Genomic DNA, 18,950 nt, shown 5'->3' on the forward strand with positions numbered 1-18,950 from the left:
ATGAGCACTACCGATACCGAATACGATGTGCTGCCGCCCCTGGAGCAGGTAAAGGCCGCCCTGGCCGCCTGGCGGCCCCGGGCCGTGGCGCTGGCCAGCTACGCCTCCGACGTGGAAGCCATTCCCCTCGGCCCCCAGGACGTGACCACCGACGGCCTGACGGTGCACCTGCCGGCGCCGCTGGAGGGCTTTCCTGCCACCCAGGCGGCCCTGCAACGCGCGCAGGCCAGGGCCCGAAGCTACCCCGCCGGCACCGTCATCCTGTTCCGCTGGGCGTTTCAGCTCATGCAGTTTCAGGCCCTGTTCGACCACGCCAGCACCCAGCTCACGGGCTTCTACAGCCAGATAGGTAACGAGGGGCCTACGCCCGAGCAGCGCACGGCCGTGCTGAGCTTGTTTGCGGGCCTCATCAGTACGCTGGAAAAAGACCGGCAGCTGCTGGTGGAGGCCAATACGGCCTACGCCAACGTGCTGCCCCTGCTGGCCGAAGACCAGGGCAGCCTGGGCGCGGAAGTGGCCGGCGTATCGGCCGCCGCCGCCGCGCTCCAGCAGAAGATGCAGGACCTGATGCTGCAGTATGCCCTGAACCCGCTGACCCGGGGTTTGGCGCCGATTCTGCAGAAATCGGGGCAGCTGCAAATCGACCGGCTGCGGCGCACGGCCGCGGCGCTGCGGCAGGTGGTGGCCGAGTGCACCCAGGCCCACGAGGCCGTGGCCCAGCTGGCCGGCGAGCTGCTGACCACGGTGGGCAAGTACCGGGGCCTGGAAAGCGCCCTGACCAAAGCGCAGGGCACCACTTTCAAGTACCACCTGCAGCAAACCCGCTTCAACATTGCCCGGGAGCAGTGGAAAAGCCTCAGCGACTACGCCCTGCAAACCCTCGCCGGCTAAGGCCGGCACCCCAACGCCAGGGGCCGGGGCTGGGGGGTAGGGGGTGGTAATGCTAGTAGAACGTCATGCAGAGGCGAAGCCGAGGAATCTCGCGTGTTTAGTCGAATAGTAAACTCAACATCAGCACGCGAGATGCTTGGCTTACGCCTTCCTGCGGTTCGCTACGCTCTGCATGACCGCCTTTTTCTGTTGTTCAGGAGTAGGCCAACCACCCCTGACCTCTAGCCAAACTGCGCCCACGAAAAAAGCCTGACCGTTACTGGTCAGGCTTTTTTGTCATGTACTGGCAGCATACGGCGCGGCGCCTAGGCCGGCAGCGCGTCGTGGCGGGCTTGCACCTGGGCCAGGCAGTCCTGGTAGCCGGCGAGCTGGCGCTGGGCGGCGTCCAGCTCGCGCTGGCGGCGGAAGGCGCCGCGGCCGCCCTGACCACCGAGCTGCTCGTCTTCCAAGGCTTCCCGGTCGCGCTTGAGGCCCCGCAGCCGGATTTCTTCGCGGGTGCGGGCGTCCCCGGCGGGCATGGTGGCAATGCGGGCTTCGAGCGGGGTAATCTGGTCGGTGAGGGAACCGATTTTGGCCGAGTCTTCGGTGGCCTCGTTGGTTTGCAGGGTGGCCGAGCGCAGCGCCGCCGTAATGCGGAATTGGGTGCGGTCGATGTCGGCCTGGGTGTCGGCCTTCACGCCGTTGCACTCGGCGCGGGTGGTGAGCAATTCTACGGGGTAATTCATGGCGGTAAACGGAGTAAGGTGGAAGATAAAGGCGGTGCTGCCGCAGCAGCGCGACTAGAACGCGCCGGGGCTGGCCGGCTGGTATAGTGGAGCTTAACTATTTTTTTGGCCTGCCGCCGGGACGCGCCGCCGCGAGGCGTGCTGCCGTACTCCGTTGGCCTCCGCCGCCCCGCCGCCACCGGGCAGAGCCGTAGGAAACGCCGGGGAAAACGAGTAGTATTATCGCGTATTCAATCCTCTTAGTCCTCGCTCATATGTGCCCGATTGCACCGCGCTTCCCGCTGATAGATGGTTTTCTGGCAGGCTTACAGAAGCAAGGGTAGCAAAGCCGGTATGAAGCGTTTTCTACTTGCCATCCTGACGGGCCTGCTGCTGGCCGCCACGCCCGCCGCCGCCCAAACCCAGGCCACGCACCAAACGCATGTCTTTTGGGAGCAGACCTACGACTTGCCCCACCACGCCAGTGGGGATGTCTTTCTGCGGCTGCTGCCGCTAGCTAACGGCGGGTATGTGACCTGCGGCTGCGGTTCGGTGCCGAACTGGCAAATGGTGAGCGGGCGCTACGCGGTCAGCGGGCAGGCGCTGTGGCAGCGGCCGGGGCGCATCATGCGCACCTGCGAGCAGGCGCTGCTGGCCTGGCGCGGGCGCTACGCGGTGGCGGCCACGCGGCGAGTGGTCAACAGCACCGCCGAGCCGCTGTTCGTGCAGTGGCTCGACGCGGGCACGGGCGACTCGCTGCGCACCGCTGATCTGCCCGTGGGCGCGGTGCAGGGCCGGGCGGTGGGCCTGCTGGCCGAGCCCGACGGCTTCACCCTGGGCGGCTTCGGCAGCGTGGGCGGCGCCTCCTACACCGTGGCTACCGATTATATCCTGGCCCGGCTCGACACGCTGGGCGGGGTGAAGTGGGCCCGCGCCTACCCCAATCCCACCCCCGGGTTTTTCGTCTACGCCAACGACGTGGTGCGCACGGCCCGCGGCGGTTACCTCCTCACGGGCATGGCCTCGCAGCGGGTGAGCGGGTTGGGGGTGGGTGTGTACTACCCTTGGTTCGTGGAAACCGACGCGCAGGGCACCCTGCTGCGCAGCCGCCTTGTGCCCTTCTTCGGCCCCCGGCGCCAGACCACCCTCGACCGCAACTTCACCAGTACGGTGGTGCTGAACAACGGCAACGGCTACGCCGTGTGCGGGCTGGTGGATTCCATCGACAACCGGGCCCCCGGCCCGCAATTGGGCTACGTGGCGCGGGTGGACACGGCCCTGAACGTGGCCTGGACGCGCCGGCTGCCCGGCTGGCGCAACCGCTACGGCTACACGGTGCAGCCCACGCGCATCCGCGAGCAGCCCGACGGCACGCTGCAGGTGCTCAGCTGGGACTTGCCCGACGCCAACGCCTATTTCTACGTCACCACCCTGTCGGGGGCCACGGGGCAGGTGCTGCACCAGCAGGAGTTTTTGGTGTCTGGGGCCCAGTACCTGCGGGTCTGGGATTGGCAGCTACTGGCCGACTCGTCGGTGGTGGTGGCCGGCAGCCTGGAACGGGCCGGCAGCACGAATTACGCCGCCTGGGTGGGCCGCTACAAACTGGTGCCGCGGCCGGTGCTGGCGGCGGGCGCGCCGAAGGCCGGCGCCGGGGCCCTGCAACTCTACCCCAACCCGGCCGGCGGCGCCACGGCCTGGGTGCAGCTGCCCGAGGCCGCGGGCGCGCTGACCCTCAGCGACGCGCTGGGCCGGGTGGTGCGCCGCCAAACGGTGCGGCGCACGGCCGACGGCGGCGCCCCCATCGATCTGACGGGCCTGCCGCCGGGCCTCTACGCCCTGCGCTTCACCGGCCAGAGCGGCACCACCCATTTCGCCCGCCTGCTGCGCCAGTAGGTAGAGTCTGTAGCGGGTAGTGCCTTATTCCACCGCGCCCCGGCCAGCAGGTCGGGGCGCGGGCGTTTGCGGGGCACCTCTCGGTCAGGGGCGGGGCGCAGCGGAGAGATGCCCGGCGCGGGCATCGGTCGGGGGGTGGTCGTTTAGCCACACCCGCAGGCAGGTGGCTTCGTGCAGCCAAGCGCGGCGGCGGGCGTCGAGCAGGGCGGCGGCTACGGGGCCGGCCGGGGCTGCAGGGGCCAGGGCATCGGCGGCGGCTTCCAGCAGGCGGGCCAGCCAGCGGCGGCGCAGGGCCAGGGCGGTGAGTTCGGTGGGGGCGGGGGCGGGGAGGGCGGCCAGCAGCAGCGGGCCGGCGGCCAGGCGGCGGGCAGCGGTGCGCTGGGCCGCTAGCAGGGCCGCCTGCTGCTGGTGCAGGCGCCGGGCCTGGTAGTCGCACTCGCGCAGGCGGGCCAGCACGGCGGCCGGGCCGGCCGTGGGCAGGGGCGGGGCCTCGGGAAACGGGGCCGGGGCCGCCAGGGTCGGGTCGTCGGGCAGGGCCAGGGCGGCCGCGAGGGGGCGCAGCCAGGGCCGGGCGTGGGCCGGCAGCGCCTCGCGGCCGGTTTCTACCAGGGCCAGGAACGAGCGGCTGAGCCCTAGCCAAGACCCCAGGGCGGGTTGCGGAAAATCGAAATGGGCGCGCACCTCGCGCAGCTGGTGGGCCGACGTCATCGGGTGGGGGTAGGGTTACCTAACGGTTTCTGGCCGCGCGCTAAAAACCGTTAGGTAGCTCCAACCTAACGGTTTTTCTGCTGGGCGCAAAAACCGTTAGGTTGGGCAGGGCCGGGGTGGTACTGCGTCATTCGGGTTCGGGGTACAAAACCGCTAGCCCCCGGCCGCGGCAGCCCCACCGAAGCACGCCGGGTGTTGGGTAGCCAGCTTATGGGCGGGTGACGGCAAGGTGGAGGTCAGACATCGGGCATGACGACGAAAGGCACTTGCAGCACATCGGCCAACTGCTGCCCTACCGCAATGGCCTGGGCATTCTGGCCGGTACCAAACTCGCGGATGACTTCACCGATAATCGAATCGGGGACGGAGAGCAGCAAGGTCAGGTGCTGGTAGCGCTCCGAAGTATAGTTGGTGCGGGAGCCGGTCGAGGAAGTTATGATATCGGAATGCGCTTTCAGCACCACGCGCTGCACGGGCGGCAGGGGCTGCCAGCTGCCGATTGCCAGCCCCAGCAGCCAGGTGAAATGACGGTAGCGCCGATCCGACAGGTCGACTTCGATGCCTTCGTAGGAAAAGCTCAGCGCAACGGCCCACCCGATGCAGAGCGCGGCCAACGGCGGCGCTTTCAAGCAAATCAACAGGCCAAAGACCAACATCAGCCACCCCCTGGAGAGCCGGCGCGGGGTGATGATAACGCTGTAAACCATAGCAGGATAAGAAGGCTTCAAAATTGAAACAGCCAAAAAAACTCCCCCGCTTCGCGGAACTGCTGCGAAGCGGGGGAGCCTGCTACAAACGCGGCAATAGGAGCTACGCCAGCTGCATTTCCCGGATGATCTGCTGGATGCGGCCGTCGAGCTGCGCCTGGGCCTGTTCAAACGACTGGCCGTTGCCGAAATCGGGCTGCTTGAGGCTGAAGTAGAACTTGATTTTGGGCTCGGTGCCCGAGGGGCGGGCCGACACCTTGGAGCCGTCGGCGGTCAGGAACTGCAGCACGTTGGACTTTTCGTGGTCGAGCGGGGTTTGCTGGCCGGTGCGCAGGTCGCGGGCCACCTGCTGCTGGTAGTCGAGCAGCTGCACCACGGGCGAGCCGCCGAGCGTGGCGGGCGGGTTCTGGCGCAGTTGGGCCATCATTTCCTGGATTTCCTCGGCCCCGCGCTGGCCTTTCTTGGTCAAGGAAATGAGGTCTTCCTTGTAGAGGCCGTAGGTGCGGTACATCTGCACCATTTCCTCGTAGAGCGTGCGGCCCTGGTCTTTGGCCACGGCGGCCATTTCGGCAATCAGGCAGCAGGCCGACACGGCGTCTTTGTCGCGCACGAAGGAGCCGATCATGAAGCCGTAGCTTTCCTCGCCGCCGCCGATGTAGTGCTGGCCGTTGTTTTGGGCTTCTAGGTCGCGGATGATGCCGGCAATGTACTTGAAGCCGGTCAGCGTCTGAAACGAGCGAATGCCGTAGTGCCGGGCCACGTCGCCGAGCACGTCGCTCGTCACGATGGTGTACACGATGTAATCCTTCTCCTTATTGAGCTGCCCGGCCTGCTGGCGGGCCGACACGAGGTAGTGGGTGAGCAGGGCGGCGGTTTGGTTGCCGTTCACCAGCACCCACTCGCCCTGGGTGTTTTTCACGCCGATGCCCACGCGGTCGGCGTCGGGGTCGGTGGCAATAACGAGGTCGGCGTCGAGCTGCTTGGCCTGGTCCAGCGCCATCTGCATGGCCACTTTCTCCTCGGGGTTCGGCGACTTCACGGTGGGGAAGTTGCCGTCGGGGGTGGCCTGCTCCTGCACGATGTGGATGTTGTCGAACCCAAACCGCGCCAGGGCCTTGGGCACCATGGTAATGCCGGTGCCGTGCAGCGGGGTGTACACGATTTTCAGGTCGTGCTGGCGCCGGATGGCGGCGGGGTTGATGCTGAGCTGCTGCACCTCGCTCAGGTAGGCCTCGTCGATTTCCTGGCCGATGAGGTGAATCCGGGACGGATCGGCTTCGAACTTCACCGCGTCGACGCTCTGAATGGCGTTGACTTCGCGGATGATGTTTTTGTCGTGCGGGGCCACCACCTGGGCGCCGTCGTTCCAGTACACCTTGTAGCCGTTGTACTCCTTGGGGTTGTGCGAGGCCGTCACCACCACGCCGCTCTGGCAGCCCAGGTGGCGGATGGTGTACGACAGCTCGGGCGTGGGGCGCAGGGCCTCAAACAGGTACACGGTAATGCCGTTGGCCGAGAAAATGCCGGCGGCGGTTTCGGCAAACAGGCGCGAGTTCAGGCGCGAGTCGTGGGCCACGGCCACCTTGATTTCCTGGCCGGGAAACGACTTGAGCAGGTAGTTGCACAAACCCTGGGTGGCCATGCCCAGGGTGTAGCGGTTCATGCGGTTCGAGCCCACGCCCATCACGCCGCGCAGGCCGCCGGTGCCAAACTCCAGGTCGCGGTAGAAAGCGTCGTTGAGGGCTTCGGTGTCGCCGGCCTCCTGCAGGCGGCGGATTTCAGCTTTGCTCGCGTCGTCGTAGTTGCCGCTGAGCCAGGTGTTGATTTTCTGTTGAACGTGGTCGGGAAAAGACATATCCAGGAGGGTCGATGGAGCGGGTTTATCCGCCAAAGAAAAGGGAAGTTGAGACAAGCCCCGCGGGCGGGGGAGTAACGCTCACATTATCATGCGATTGAACCGTGCCCGGATTTTTCCGCACTTGCAGCGGCAAATCCGAACGTCGGCCGCCCTGCGTGCAGTGGCCCGGCCGGCGGGCAAAAGTGGCCGCGTCCTCCGCTGTAAGTAACCGTTTCCCAGCTTCTCATGCAAACTCCTCACCGTCTCGTCAGTGCCCTGTTGTTCCTGGTAGCCCTGCTGCTCATCCTGCTGGTGCCCGTAGCCGTGGCGCTTGCGCAGAAACCCGTGAAGGCGGAAATCCTGCCGCTCTTCGACAAAGTGCCCGCGCCGCCCGCCGCGCCCAACTGCAACCTGCAGCGCCCCGCCGGCTTTGCCGCCCTCGAAAAGCAGCTGGCCCAGCTGGGCCAGGCCATTGGCAGCGCCCGCACCGCCGAGCAGGCCCGCGACGAAAAAGCCTACCAGCAACTGGGCCAGCAGGCCCAGGCCGCAGGCATGGACAAGATGACCGACCAGCAGAAGCTGGCCTACATGCAGCAGCACGGCGCCGGCATGCCCGGCTACAACGCCCAGGCCGTGAACCTGGCCCAGCAGATGCAGGACCCCGCGTTTCAGGCCAAACTGGCCAAGATGAGCGACCAGGAAAAGGCGGCCTACATGCAAAAGATGATGGCCGCGCCCGGCAGCACCCAGCAGCGCATGGTGAGCGACCCGGCCTTCCAGGCCGCGCAGGCCGAGTTTATGCAGCAGATGAAGAACCCGGCCTTCAGCAAAGCCTGGCAGCAGAAATCGGAAGCCGAGCAGGACGCCTACATGCAGCAGCTTATGCGCAAGCACGGACTCGACGAAAACCGCATGAAAGCCATTGCCGGCAACCAGCCCAAAGCCGCGCCGCTGGCTCCACTGGTGGCCACCCCCGCCCTCGAAGCCATGAGCAAGCTGTCGGGCACGGTGGCCGAAGAAGCCAGCAACCCCGACGCCTTCCGCCGCCTGCACGAGCAGCTGCAGGCCGACCTCGAAGCCGTGAAGCTCGACCAGCAGGCCCACCCACTAAAGCAGGCCCGCGAAGGCGACTGCCGCGGCCAGGAGCTGAACTACCAGCAGCAGCGCCAGTACATGAAGCGGCGCCTCGACCTGATGACGCGCTACATGGGCCAGCTCAGCACGGCCTGGGCGGCGCACAAATCGGTGCTGAAAAACCGCGTAACGCCCTTCCACACCGAGTTGGCCAAGATTCATTACGGCGACGACATCAAGCGGGCCGAGGAGAAGAACGTCATTGCCAGCCTGGCCGGCGGGCAGCAGCTCATGCTGCAGGAAGTAAGCCAGCTGATGGGTTACTCCGACGTGCTCTACGACCTGAACCAGGAATATTGCGAGCTGAAAAAAGCCTACGACAAGCCCTTCCAGTGCGAGCTGGCCACCTGCTTCCCGGCCGCCGCCCGCGTCATGCTCGCCGACGGCCGCGAGGTAGCCATCAGCCGCGTGCGCCCCGGCGACGAGGTGCTGGGCTACAACGCCGCCACCGGCCAAACGGTGAAAACCCGCGTTACCCGCCTCGACATCCACGACGAGCGGAAGTACGAGCTCGTGCAGCTCACCGTGGGTGCCCCCGCCATCTACGCCGGCCTGACCACGCCGGCCGCTCCCGCCACCGACGCCACCGAGCTGCTGCTCACGCCCAACCACCCCGTGCTGACCGCCGACGGCCAGGCCCTGCGCGCCGACGAGCTGCGCCCCTCCGACGACCTGTTGCGCCTCGCCGTCGCGGGCGTAGAAACCACCCACCTGGCCGACCGCCAGCCCGCCGGCAGCACCGGCATCGTGTACAACCTGCGCACCGAAACCGGCAACTACTTCGTGAGCGGCGTGCTGGTGGGCTCCAAATAACTGATGCAGGTACGGCGCCCAGGTAAGTGAGTGACTAAAGGGTGCCGCCTGCAACGCAACATGCCCCGACCAAACGGCCGGGGCATGTTGCGTTTAGAAGAAATGAGTAGTTGCTACCGCAGCAGCATCCGTTGCGTGGTGCGCTGGCCGTCGATGGTGAGCTGGCAGAGGTACGCGCCGGCTGCCAGGTGGCGGCTCTGGAAAGGCAGGGTGTAGGAGCCGGCGGCGCGGGTTTCTTCGAGCAGCGTGGCTACTTCGCGGCCTGCCAGGTCGAGTACCGCCACGCGCACCCGGCCAGCGCGGCGCAGCTCGAAGGGAATGGTGGTGGCGCCCCCAAACGGGTTGGGGTAGTTGGGCAGCAGCCGGGCCGCGGTGGCCGCGCTCTGTTGGCGGGCACTGTTGACCACGGTGCTGGTGCGAATCGGGTCGTTGGGTTCGGTGGCGCTGGTGGAGCCCAGCACCCCGTTGAAAGCCGCGTTGGCCAGGTTCGTGACCGTCTGGCCCGAGGCTTCCTCAAACTTAAAGTAGGCCAGCAGAAACGGCGCTGCCACGGGCGGGCCGCTGGTTCGGTCGCTCTGGATCTGGGCGGCAGAGCGCGCCGTGCTCCACACCATCACCTCGTCGATGTAGCCCTGCCAGCCGGTGTCGCTGCTGTTGTAGCCAATGCCCATGCCCGAGCCGCCGCGGGCCGGGGCGAGGATGGAGGTGCCCACGGGGGCGCCGTCGAGGTACAGGGTGCCGGTGGTGCCGTCCCAGCTATACGCCAGGTGCACCCAGGTGCGCACCGGCACCGTGCCGCCCTCCAGGTCGGAGTACAGCTCCACCCGCCCGCTGCCGTTCACGCCAAACCACGGGTCGTCGTTGCCGAATTCGATGACGGTGTTGTAGCTGCCCGAGCCGGCCCACGAAAACCCGCTGTAGTACACCCAGGCTTCGAGGGTGAAGGGCCCCGTAGCGGGCAGGGCGAAGTTCGGCACCGTTACCTGGTCGGCTTCGGTGCTGGTGAAGCCGAGGAAATTGCCGCCCCGTTGGGCGTAGCTGCTGAGACTAAGGCCGGAGCCGAGCAGGGCCAGCAACCCGGCTTTGCGAAAGAAGGAAGACATAGCGGAAAGGAGTAGGGGTGAAATCGATGCGAAAAGACCAGCGTGAAAGCCTCCGAAATGCCGCCCCGCAGCCGGTGGACCGCCCACGGGCGCCGGGCAGCCGGGAAGACGAAATGCCCCCCAAAACAACGCGCTTCCCCGCCAGAGAACAATAACATATTCGTGTGATACAATGCCTCTTGGCTGCTTAACCGGACCGCCCCAAGCTGCGGAGTTCTGGCCAGCTGCTCGGCGGCGGCGAAGAAATAGTTTGGCGGGAGCCTGCCCCCCGAAATACTTTTGACAGATCATGTAGTGGCGCGTTGGGCACATGGCCCGAACGTTTCCCCGCGTTGCATTCTTCTGTCCGCTATTTCCCCGTTCCGTTTCATGCGCAATCTTATCCGTGTGGCAGCTGCGCTGCCGTTGGCTGCTCTCGGGCTATCCAGCACAGCCAGCCAGGCCCAAACCCCGCGCTTCGCCTCGTTTGCCCAGTTCAACGATACGCTGGTGGCCCGCTTCAACCGCGGCGACTTCAAGTCGATGGAAGCCTACAGCAGCCCGGCGCTGCAAAAGATTGAGGCCGCCGGCGCCATGTCGGGCTACCTCAAGGGCTTGCAGGCCAAAACCGGCCGCATTGTGGCCACCGAGCTGCTGGCCGACAAGCCCAACAGCCACGTGTTTGCCTGGCGCGGCGAAAAGCAGAACCTGCGGGTGCGCTGGGTGTCGGCGGTGCCCGGCTCGCTCGACAACTACTTCATTTCCGACTTCATTGCCCAGCCCAACGCCCGCACCGCGCCGGTGCGCACCGACAACCGCCGCCAAACGCCGCTGGACCGGGCCGTGGACCACGCCGCCGCGCTCTATATGCAGCACCCCGATGCCGCGGGCCTGTCGATTGGGGTGTACTGGCAGGGCAAGCAGTACTTCTACAACTACGGCGAGGTGGAAAAAGGCAGCGGCCGCCTGCCCACGGCCCGCACCTACTACGACATGGGTTCGGTGGCCAAAACCTTCGTGACGACGCTGCTGGCCCAGGCCGTGCTCGACAAAAAGGTGCAGCTAACCGACGACATTCGCCGCTACCTGCCCGGCGACTACCCCAACCTGCAGGTGGATGGCCGCCCGGTACGCCTCGTGGATCTGGCCACGCACACCTCGGGCCTGCCCGGCCGCGCCCGCAACTACACCGCCGCCAACCAGGCCCAGCTCAAAGCCCTGAACCTGCAGGACTACACGGCCTACTACAACCGCTTTACGGCCGACAGCCTGCTGCACCACATGCACAGTTTTCAGCTGACCAGCCAGCCGGGCACCACCTACCGCTACAACAACCTCGGAATTTTGGTGCTGCAGCTGGTGCTGGAGCGCGCCTACCAGCAGCCCTACGAACAGCTCGTGACCAAGTACGTGCAGACGCGCTTCGGCATGAAAGACACCAAGCGGGTGCTGTCGGCCGCCGAGCAGAAGCGCTACGCCATTGGCTACGACGACAAGCAGCAGCGGCAGGAGCACCGCAACTACACCGGCTACTGGGGCGGCACCACCCTCAGCTCTACGCCCGCCGACCTGCTGACCTACGCGCAAGCCAACTTGGCCGAGCGGGAGCCGGCCCTGAAGCTGGCCCACCAACCCGCCTGGGGCAACGGCATTGGCTTGGGCTGGATGCTTGACACCGACCCCGATGACCAGAAGCGGGTGTTTCACAATGGGCGGAATGTCGGCTTCCATACCCGGTGTGCGCTCTACCCCGCACAGCAGCTGGGCATCGTCGTCTTCGTCAACGACAACATCAGCCAGGACCGGGTAACCGAAATGGAGCAGATGCTCACGCAAGAGCTAACAACTACCACGGCCGCCAAAGCCATGCCGGGCAAGCGGGTGAGAGGCTAGCCCGTCGTCTTCCACACGACTCGGCCGGACACACCAATAAGCGACGAGTACCGCCCGCGAAACCGGGGCGACTCGTCGCTTAGCTTTTTGGGAAAGCGTATGGGGCGGTCGGAAATGCGCGTTAGCGCACCACGAAGCCTTTTTCTTCCCAGATTTTCACGTTCTGGGTGCGCACGAAGCGCGTTTCAATGTGGCCCCAGGCGTCCTGCTTGTACATCACCGTCTTGCCCTGCTCACGGGCCTGCAACGACGCCATTTGCTCGGCGTGGGATACAAAAACGGGGGTAGCGGGTTCGGCGGATTTCGCGCGGGAGCGTTTTGTTGGTGTTGACATGCGTGGTGAACAATAAAGTCAGGAAAAAGGGTCAGCTTGTTTTTCGTAGCCGCACCGATTCGCACCCGGCTACGCGCCGTTTTGAAAGTCAATGCGCGTTTGCTGGCAATGAGGCGGACTTATTTTTTTCGATCCGGCTAAAAATATTTTACAAACACCTCGAAAGTGCCAAGCGCCAATAGCCTAGCACAGGCCAAGGTTGCCCCAGTGAACTGGGCCCGGCCGGGCAGTACGGCACCCGCATGGCCCGAGCCCAAAAGAAAACCGCCCCGGCCTAACGCCGGGGCGGTTAGCTACGCTTGGTGCAAGCTTAAAACGACTGCGGCGCCTACAGGTTGCCGCGCAGGGCCTGTTCCCGCTCGATGGCTTCGAACAGGGCTTTGAAGTTGCCTTTGCCGAACGACTTGGCGCCTTTGCGCTGGATGATTTCGAAGAACACCGTGGGGCGGTCTTCCACCGGCTTGGTGAAAATCTGCAGCAGGTAGCCTTCTTCGTCGCGGTCCACCAGCAGGTTCAGCTCCTTGATGCTTCCCAGCTCCTCGTCGATGGCACCCACGCGGTCGAGCAGGTCTTCGTAGTAGGTGTTGGGCACCGTCAGGAACTCCACGCCGCGGCGGCGCAGCTCGGCCACCGTCGTGCGAATGTCGTGGGTGATGATGGCAATGTGCTGCACGCCGGCGTCGTGGTAGAAGTCGAGGTACTCTTCAATCTGCGACTTTTTCTTGCCTTCGGCGGGCTCGTTGATGGGGAATTTCACGAAGCCGTTGCCGTTCGACACCACCTTCGACATCAGGGCCGAGTACTCGGTCGAAATATCGTCGTCGTCGAAGGTGATGAGCAGCTTAAAGCCCATCACGTCTTCGTAGAACTTCACCCACTGGTTCATCTGGCCCCAGCCCACGTTGCCCACGCAGTGGTCCACGTACTGCAGGCCCACCGGGTTGCCCTGCGGAATATTGCTCGATTTAGCCACGTAGCCGGGCAGGAACGGGCCGTTGTACTTCGAGCGCTCCACAAAAGTGTGGATGGTTTCGCCGTAGGTGTAGATGCCAGCCATGGTCACCTCGCCGTGCTCGTCGGAAATGGTGTAGGGCTCGAAAGCGGGTTTGGCGCCGCGCTTGGTGGTTTCTTCGAAGGATTTGCGGGCGTCATCAACCCACAGCGCCATCACCTTCACCCCGTCGCCGTGCTTGGCCACGTGGCGCGTGATGTCGGAATCGGGCAGGAGCGAGGTGGTGAGAACCAGCCGGATTTTATTCTGCTGAAGCACGTAGCTGGCCCGGTCGCGCACGCCGGTTTCGGGGCCCGAATACGCCACCAGCTCGAAGCCGAATGCGGCCTGGTAGAAGTAAGCCGACTGCTTGGCGTTGCCGACGTAGAATTCGAGGTGGTCGGTGCCGTTGAGGGGCAGGAAATCGGCGGTGGCAGGGGTGGCCGCGGCGGCCGGCGTCATCGTTTCCATATGATTGGGGAAGCTGGGGGTGGAAAATTCGCGACTCAGGAGGAAATACTCCGGTAAAAATACGGTTTCAGCGTAATTAGTGCCCAAGCCGCCGAAGTGCGGAATGGTTTGGGGTTTTTTCCCAACTTTGCCGCTGTAGCTGCCGCATTGGCTCAACCTACTTTCTTTATGGATACCAACGCTCTGAACGCGGCCCTGGTGGCCCTGCTAGCCAAAAAACACGAACTGCACCAGCTCGCCTACAGCGACGCCCGCTACGACGACATGGAGGAGGAACTCCACGACCTCGAAGACGATTTCAACGAGGAGTACGGCGAATACCTGGAGAAGGCGCTGGAGAAAGTGCACGGCGACCTGAGCTCCGATACCGACGTGCTGCTGCCCACGGCCTACCTGCCCAACAACCCCCAGCCCGTGGCCGAAGACGGCGTGTGGGTGGATTCGGAGAAGTACCCCGGTAAGCAGGTGCGCCTGGTGCTGCTGCCCAACCCCACGCGCTTGGTGCTGAACACCGGCAAAGGCCAGCAACACGAGCTCTGGAAGGCATAATGTGTGTTGCCAGTTGCCAGTTGCCAGTTGCCAGTTGTCGGTCGAGAGGCCGGTAGCTGGCAACTGCGCTTTAGGGCAACGCATACTTTGTTCCAGCCTACCCACAGCTCGGCTGTCTGTACGGATAACTGATAACTCGCAACAGGCAACTGATATGCTCTACCGCATTGCCGAGGCTGCCGACTGGCAGGAAGCCCGGCAAACCGGCTTTTTCGCCAGCGCCGACCTGCAGGCCGAGGGCTTCATTCATACCTCTGAACTGTACCAGGTGCTGGAAACCGCCGCCCGCTACTATGCCGGCCGCCTCGGTCTGGTGCTGCTGGAGCTGGATGAAGATGCGCTCCAGGCCGCGGGTGTGGTCGTAAAGCGCGAGTTTGTGGCCAGCCGCCAGCAGGATTTCGCGCACGTGTTTGGGCCCATTCCACTGGCTGCCGTGGTGCGCTCTTGGCCCTTCGCCGCAGCTGCCGACGGCCGGTTTTCGCTGCCGACGGAATTGGGCGGCTAAGCCCGGGGCCGGAACCGCTGTGCTAAGACAAGAGTCTGATACCAATGTGCTCGACGCGCTGGTGAAGCTGTTCTGCGACGCCTGCCAGGGCTACCCCGCCAAGAAGTTATTCATCTATGGTAACCGAAACGGCAACAACAAGCAGACGAACAGCAACCTGACCTTCTATCATCAGATCATCTAGGAGCTAACCTAGCACGGGTGGCAAGCGGTGCTGATAGTGGAAGGTCTCGACCCCGACCATCGCCTCAAGCACATGATGATTAACGCCATGAAGGAGGCCGATCCGCGCCTGCTCCGCGTACGCATGCACAAGGACGGATGCAAGTTCCTGAGCATTTCCATGCGCAATGCGCCCATGACGCCCGACTTCAAGAAGGACAAGCGCAGCGAGAAGAACATGGTACGCTAGGAGTTGGCCACCCACCTCAGCCACTGCTTCGACAACATCGTGAACCGCAAGTTCAGCCACCTTTATGGTGTGGACGACACCCCGTATCAACTACGCTTTCTGGGCCACAGACAGTAGGTGAAAATATGTAATGATTGTAAGCAAAAGCCAAGAATACATTGGTATAGATATATATTATCAGCGTTAATTTGTAGGTTGAACCACCGCCTTTTCAACGCACCTCCCTATGTTCCAACGTCTATCGGGGAATCTGCTGCTCTTGCTGCTAGCGTCCCTGTTGTTCACCTGTGACAGCAACAAAACAAAGGACCCCATTGCGCCGGCCCAGCCGGCGGGTTCTGAATTGCTAGAAGGTAATATCGTGCTGCCAACAGGTACTAAGTACACGACCGGTGCTTTGACGGTTGTGTCACCTATTGCCGAGGGAACCGTCACGGGCACGCGCTACAAGCTTTCCACCATCAAGGATGAATACACCACCGTGGCTGCTGCTGATGCGGCCGGAGAGCCGGTGCTGCTAGGATTCCGGCACCCTGGGCAAAATACCCTTGACTTGAGTACCCAATCCACTGTCTTGGCGCTGCTAATGAACAGCGCAGCGGCGTACTCGCTTTCTCCAGCAGGCAAGCAACTAGCCATTGCCGAAATTCAAGCTGATCCAGGGTTTGCTGCCGCCACCCAAGAAGTTGAGCGTTTGCTACGCAGTAATAAGTCGCTGCTGGACACCACCAATTCCGTGTTGCAGGGCTATGTGAGCAGCGTGTTCACCAGCGTATCGCAGCGGCTAAACGGCCTGCCTTCCAGACCCGTTTCTATTTTTCGCTCAGGCAGGGAAATAACCTTTGCCAATGCAGGGGTACCCTTCACCAATATTGTCGGCGTTTACAAAGACGGCCAACAGGTTACCCAACTTAATGTAGAGGGACAGAACTTCTTCGCCTCCTCGCTTGGTGGTGCGCTGGAGGCAGCCATCAACGGACCTTCACCTTCCACGGCTTCCTACACGATGGTCGGGGACGGCAAGTTTGACATCCGTATCCGTACAGGCAAGCCCGGCTCGGGCGCCAATGGTCCAGAGCAACTTAATGCCCTAGGTCACAACTTGGCCCAAGGCGCTATTTTAATTGTCAGCGGAATACTGCCCCAATTCAAGGGTAGAAAGGAATGCGCTCAGAAGCTGGCCACCACGGCGATAAACCAAGCCAACAACTTCAAAAACATTACGAGCATCACGACTGCCACTGAAGCCAGTCTGGTGATCGGGAAAATCACCTACGGCATTATCAAAGACGCAACCGCCCTGCTTAAAAGCTGTCAAGGTGCTGACGAACAGGCAATTATAAAATTTAGTGAGTACACTAGTAAACTCATTAAGTTCTTAGATGTCACTACCAAGCGCATTGGTAACTCCATGAACTTAGGGGTGCTTACAATTGGGTGGATGGCGTACCCAGCAGCGCAGGACACGTGTTTCTTGGCAACCGCCAATTCTGTTGGCCCGTGTGCATCATTGCGGTTAGAACTGGTATCGGGAAATGGACAAACCGCAGTCAAAAGCACGGCTCTGCCGAACCCGGTGCGTGTGCGAGTACTCAACGACGCGGGGCAACCGCGCAGCGGAGTAAGCGTCAATTTCACCCCGGCCAGTGGCAGCGGTAGTGCTTCGCCTTCGGCAACCACTACGGATGCCAACGGGTACGCGCAGGCCACGTGGACACTCGGGGCCACAGCAGGCCCGCAAAGCTTGGTCGCAACCAGCCTGGATGCCGGTGGGCAACCATTGCCCGGTAGCCCCATACAGTTTGCCGCTACGGCCACTACCCCCACACTGCCACCCGTTCCGATTACGTTTACTTGGCAAATGATGGCAACCGCGTGTGGCAACGCTCCCCAAGCGGCACAAACCATGTCCATGACGCTGGCATCTCCGACGGGCGGCGGTGGCTCTCATCCGTATGGTTTTGCAGGATGTGGCAACGAGACTTTCACGCTGAATCTGCCTCCGGGCACATATAGTGGGACCTTCTCCTGGACCAGCGCCCGCCGAGCCGATAACTATCGGTCCATCGGTGTGAGGTGCAACGGTGGGTGCAGGGGATACTACATTGCGTGGGACTTCTCACCCGCCTCTACCCCGTCCACTGCTTTTGGGTACAATTCTAGCTCGCAGTCCCCCAACATTTCCATTTGGCAAACCAGTGATGCCACGTCCGATTCCGGAAGCGCCCCCTTTACCTTGCGGGTAGACTAATGAGCAGGTTTGTAGTAAAATGAGATGTAGCTACTGACATAAGGTGCAACGTAAGTTCACCAAGCCCAGTTAGCTTGGCCTCAGACCTTGTACTGAATGGCAATTGCCAATTAAAACCCTGTTTCCATATTGGGAACAGGGTTTTTTATTGCCCGTACGTGCCGTAATCTCCGTTTATATAACCGGGTAATTGCCATTCGCTAAAGGGCGCGGTGTGCCGCGTGTGTGCCGCCATAAAATTTCGGGAAATTTCCGCGCTAAGCGGCTGATTCTGCGCGTAGTTCGCGCAAAACCCGCAATAAAACGGGGCGGTTGCTTTTCCGTCCTATGCGCCGGCCGGCCCACGCGACAATTTGGAGGAAACTCAGCACCTCCATGCAGCTAATCAAACGGGCCACGGTGTTGGCCGAAATCGACCAGTACGAGCGGGACGGGCGGCTTCACGTCTTCTCCCTCGGCTACTACAAAACCGACGGCACGAAGGGCAGCAAGGCCCGAGTCCGGAAGGGCGGCCATGTGGTACCCGGCGGCGTGAGGGCCGGCGCCAGCAAGTTCGGCTACCAGGTCAAGCACAAGGGCGTGCTGCAGTTGGTAAACGACACCACCGGGCAGCCTTTCGCCGTCAAAATCAAGCTGCTGACCCACTACAACGGCATTCGCATTCTGCACTAAGCATGAAAGACAACATCCACTCCGTCGGGCAGGACCTGTACGTGCTGCGCGGCGCCGGGGCCGTGGTGCAGTTTACGGGCGGCAAGGACCGCGACGTCAACTTTTCGGCCGACGAGCTCAAGCTGGGCAACATCATTATTGCGCCTTGGGGCAAGAACAACCTCAAGCAGCAAGAAATGCTCAAGCTGGTGGCAATAGGCGGATGCGAAACGCGTTTTGCGGATTACCAGCCTGTACGTATGTTCAGCTGATACTTCTTTGTTTATGCATACTGCATTTCGCTCATTGTTATTGCGCCTCGGTGCCGGGAGTTTGCTGACGTGTGTCGTGGCTGCCTGCATGCCCTCGTACTACGTTCACGTAAAACCCGCTGGCGGCGCCACTCGCTGGGAAGATGGACTGGAACTCGTAACCACAGAAGCCGACAGCCTGGAAGTGCGCATGGGCGTAGCCGCCACCGCCGGCGAGTTTCTGGAGTTCGACGTGGCGGTGCGCAACCGCAGCAGCCGGCCGGTGCTGGTGGCCCCGGAGCAGTTCTACCTGCTGGCCTATTACCCTGACTTCCCCAGCCCGAAACAGCTGCCGGCTACCAATCCCGAAACCACCATCGAGACGCTGCAGCAAAAGGCCGCCGAGCACGAAAAGCAGTCAACCGCATTGCCGGCCGCGGAGGTGCTGGCGGGCGTGAACAATACCCTGGCCGACCTCACCACCAAGCGGCGCAACGAAACCACCGCCCAATACGAGGCCCGCAATGCCGCCCACCAAGCCGAAAAAGCCCGCCACGAGCAGCAGCGCACGGCCCAGGCCGTGCAGGCCGTAGCCACCCGCGAGCAGCTGGCGGCGGCCGAAGAATCCCTGTTGCGCAAAACCACCCTCAACCCCGGCTACGCTGCCCGCGGCCGCGTGCGTTTTCAGCGGTACGTAGACGCGGCCACGCGCCTGCGCGTGGTGGTGCCGGTGGCCGGCCACGAGCTGGCCGGCGACTTCATCCAAACGCGCTTCACCCCGAACGGCCGCCCGCTGACGCCACCGCCACCGACAGCCGCGGCGCAAAGCCCGGCCGCACCAACGGCTGGCAGCCCGCGGTAGCCGCTGGATCA

General features: G+C 63.2%; 19 protein-coding genes. 12 read left to right on the plus strand and 7 right to left on the minus strand.

All coding sequences use genetic code 11. The annotated features are described in order from the left end of the window. Positions 1–891 (plus strand): hypothetical protein, encoded by an 891-nt coding sequence (locus F0P96_RS18080; protein WP_151080375.1) that lies wholly within the window; start codon positions 1–3, stop codon positions 889–891. 305 nt (positions 892–1,196) lie between these two features. Here the strand turns inward: F0P96_RS18080 and F0P96_RS18085 are convergent, their stop codons facing one another. Continuing rightward, positions 1,197–1,616: a hypothetical protein gene (locus tag F0P96_RS18085; protein ID WP_151080376.1), complete on the minus strand. Its 420-nt coding sequence runs from the start codon at positions 1,614–1,616 to the stop codon at positions 1,197–1,199. Between the two features lie 333 nt (positions 1,617–1,949). Between F0P96_RS18085 and F0P96_RS18090 the strand changes: the two genes are divergently transcribed. Then, positions 1,950–3,488, plus strand: a complete 1,539-nt coding sequence (locus tag F0P96_RS18090) for a T9SS type A sorting domain-containing protein (RefSeq protein WP_160619836.1) — start codon at positions 1,950–1,952, stop codon at positions 3,486–3,488. Positions 3,489–3,572: 84 nt separating this feature from the next. Here the strand turns inward: F0P96_RS18090 and F0P96_RS18095 are convergent, their stop codons facing one another. The 3 genes from F0P96_RS18095 to F0P96_RS18105 form a co-directional block, all read right to left on the minus strand. Continuing rightward, positions 3,573–4,196, minus strand: a complete 624-nt coding sequence (locus F0P96_RS18095; RefSeq protein WP_151080378.1) for a hypothetical protein — start codon at positions 4,194–4,196, stop codon at positions 3,573–3,575. Positions 4,197–4,432: 236 nt separating this feature from the next. Beyond that, the gene (locus F0P96_RS18100; protein ID WP_151080379.1) at positions 4,433–4,903 is read right to left on the minus strand and encodes a hypothetical protein; all 471 of its coding nucleotides are present in this window, start codon (positions 4,901–4,903) and stop codon (positions 4,433–4,435) included. Positions 4,904–5,006: 103 nt separating this feature from the next. After that, the gene (locus F0P96_RS18105) at positions 5,007–6,758 is read right to left on the minus strand and encodes a phospho-sugar mutase (RefSeq protein WP_151080380.1); all 1,752 of its coding nucleotides are present in this window, start codon (positions 6,756–6,758) and stop codon (positions 5,007–5,009) included. A 228-nt stretch (positions 6,759–6,986) separates the two neighbouring features. Between F0P96_RS18105 and F0P96_RS18110 the strand changes: the two genes are divergently transcribed. Further along, a complete protein-coding gene (locus F0P96_RS18110; RefSeq protein ID WP_151080381.1) occupies positions 6,987–8,687 on the plus strand; it encodes a Hint domain-containing protein in 1,701 nt (566 codons plus the stop codon). Between the two features lie 113 nt (positions 8,688–8,800). Here the strand turns inward: F0P96_RS18110 and F0P96_RS18115 are convergent, their stop codons facing one another. Further along, the gene (locus tag F0P96_RS18115) at positions 8,801–9,790 is read right to left on the minus strand and encodes a LamG-like jellyroll fold domain-containing protein (RefSeq protein ID WP_160619838.1); all 990 of its coding nucleotides are present in this window, start codon (positions 9,788–9,790) and stop codon (positions 8,801–8,803) included. 369 nt (positions 9,791–10,159) lie between these two features. Between F0P96_RS18115 and F0P96_RS18120 the strand changes: the two genes are divergently transcribed. Next, complete coding sequence (locus F0P96_RS18120; protein ID WP_151080383.1) at positions 10,160–11,662, plus strand: serine hydrolase domain-containing protein; 1,503 nt, start codon at positions 10,160–10,162, stop codon at positions 11,660–11,662. 121 nt (positions 11,663–11,783) lie between these two features. Here F0P96_RS18120 and F0P96_RS18125 read toward each other — a convergent pair whose 3' ends face one another. Together F0P96_RS18125 and hppD are read right to left on the minus strand one after the other, a co-directional pair. Further along, positions 11,784–11,996: a hypothetical protein gene (locus F0P96_RS18125; protein ID WP_151080384.1), complete on the minus strand. Its 213-nt coding sequence runs from the start codon at positions 11,994–11,996 to the stop codon at positions 11,784–11,786. A 328-nt stretch (positions 11,997–12,324) separates the two neighbouring features. After that, entirely contained in the window at positions 12,325–13,458 is a 1,134-nt protein-coding gene (gene hppD, locus F0P96_RS18130) for a 4-hydroxyphenylpyruvate dioxygenase (RefSeq protein ID WP_151080385.1), read from the minus strand. A 168-nt stretch (positions 13,459–13,626) separates the two neighbouring features. On the opposite strand from hppD, the gene F0P96_RS18135 reads away from it, so the two are divergent. From F0P96_RS18135 to F0P96_RS18165, 8 genes are all read left to right on the plus strand, one after another. Then, entirely contained in the window at positions 13,627–14,007 is a 381-nt protein-coding gene (locus F0P96_RS18135; RefSeq protein WP_151080386.1) for a hypothetical protein, read from the plus strand. A 154-nt stretch (positions 14,008–14,161) separates the two neighbouring features. Continuing rightward, positions 14,162–14,512 carry a DUF952 domain-containing protein gene (locus F0P96_RS18140; RefSeq protein WP_151080387.1) on the plus strand — a complete coding sequence of 117 codons (351 nt, stop codon included), beginning with the start codon at positions 14,162–14,164 and terminating at the stop codon, positions 14,510–14,512. 19 nt (positions 14,513–14,531) lie between these two features. Next, a complete protein-coding gene (locus F0P96_RS21080; RefSeq protein ID WP_160619840.1) occupies positions 14,532–14,696 on the plus strand; it encodes a hypothetical protein in 165 nt (54 codons plus the stop codon). A 36-nt stretch (positions 14,697–14,732) separates the two neighbouring features. Further along, the gene (locus tag F0P96_RS18145) at positions 14,733–14,924 is read left to right on the plus strand and encodes a hypothetical protein (RefSeq protein WP_151080388.1); all 192 of its coding nucleotides are present in this window, start codon (positions 14,733–14,735) and stop codon (positions 14,922–14,924) included. A gap of 226 nt (positions 14,925–15,150) precedes the next feature. Then, positions 15,151–17,175 (plus strand): hypothetical protein, encoded by a 2,025-nt coding sequence (locus F0P96_RS18150; RefSeq protein ID WP_151080389.1) that lies wholly within the window; start codon positions 15,151–15,153, stop codon positions 17,173–17,175. Positions 17,176–17,550: 375 nt separating this feature from the next. Beyond that, positions 17,551–17,847, plus strand: coding sequence for a hypothetical protein (locus tag F0P96_RS18155; protein ID WP_151080390.1), 297 nt, complete (start codon positions 17,551–17,553; stop codon positions 17,845–17,847). 2 nt (positions 17,848–17,849) lie between these two features. Beyond that, entirely contained in the window at positions 17,850–18,098 is a 249-nt protein-coding gene (locus tag F0P96_RS18160; protein WP_151080391.1) for a hypothetical protein, read from the plus strand. A gap of 88 nt (positions 18,099–18,186) precedes the next feature. Further along, positions 18,187–18,939 (plus strand): hypothetical protein, encoded by a 753-nt coding sequence (locus F0P96_RS18165; RefSeq protein WP_151080392.1) that lies wholly within the window; start codon positions 18,187–18,189, stop codon positions 18,937–18,939. The last annotated feature ends 11 nt before the right edge of the window (positions 18,940–18,950 follow it).

Origin of the sequence: Hymenobacter busanensis (assembly GCF_008727865.1) — a bacterium.
In the GTDB taxonomy this organism is placed as follows: domain Bacteria; phylum Bacteroidota; class Bacteroidia; order Cytophagales; family Hymenobacteraceae; genus Solirubrum; species Solirubrum busanense.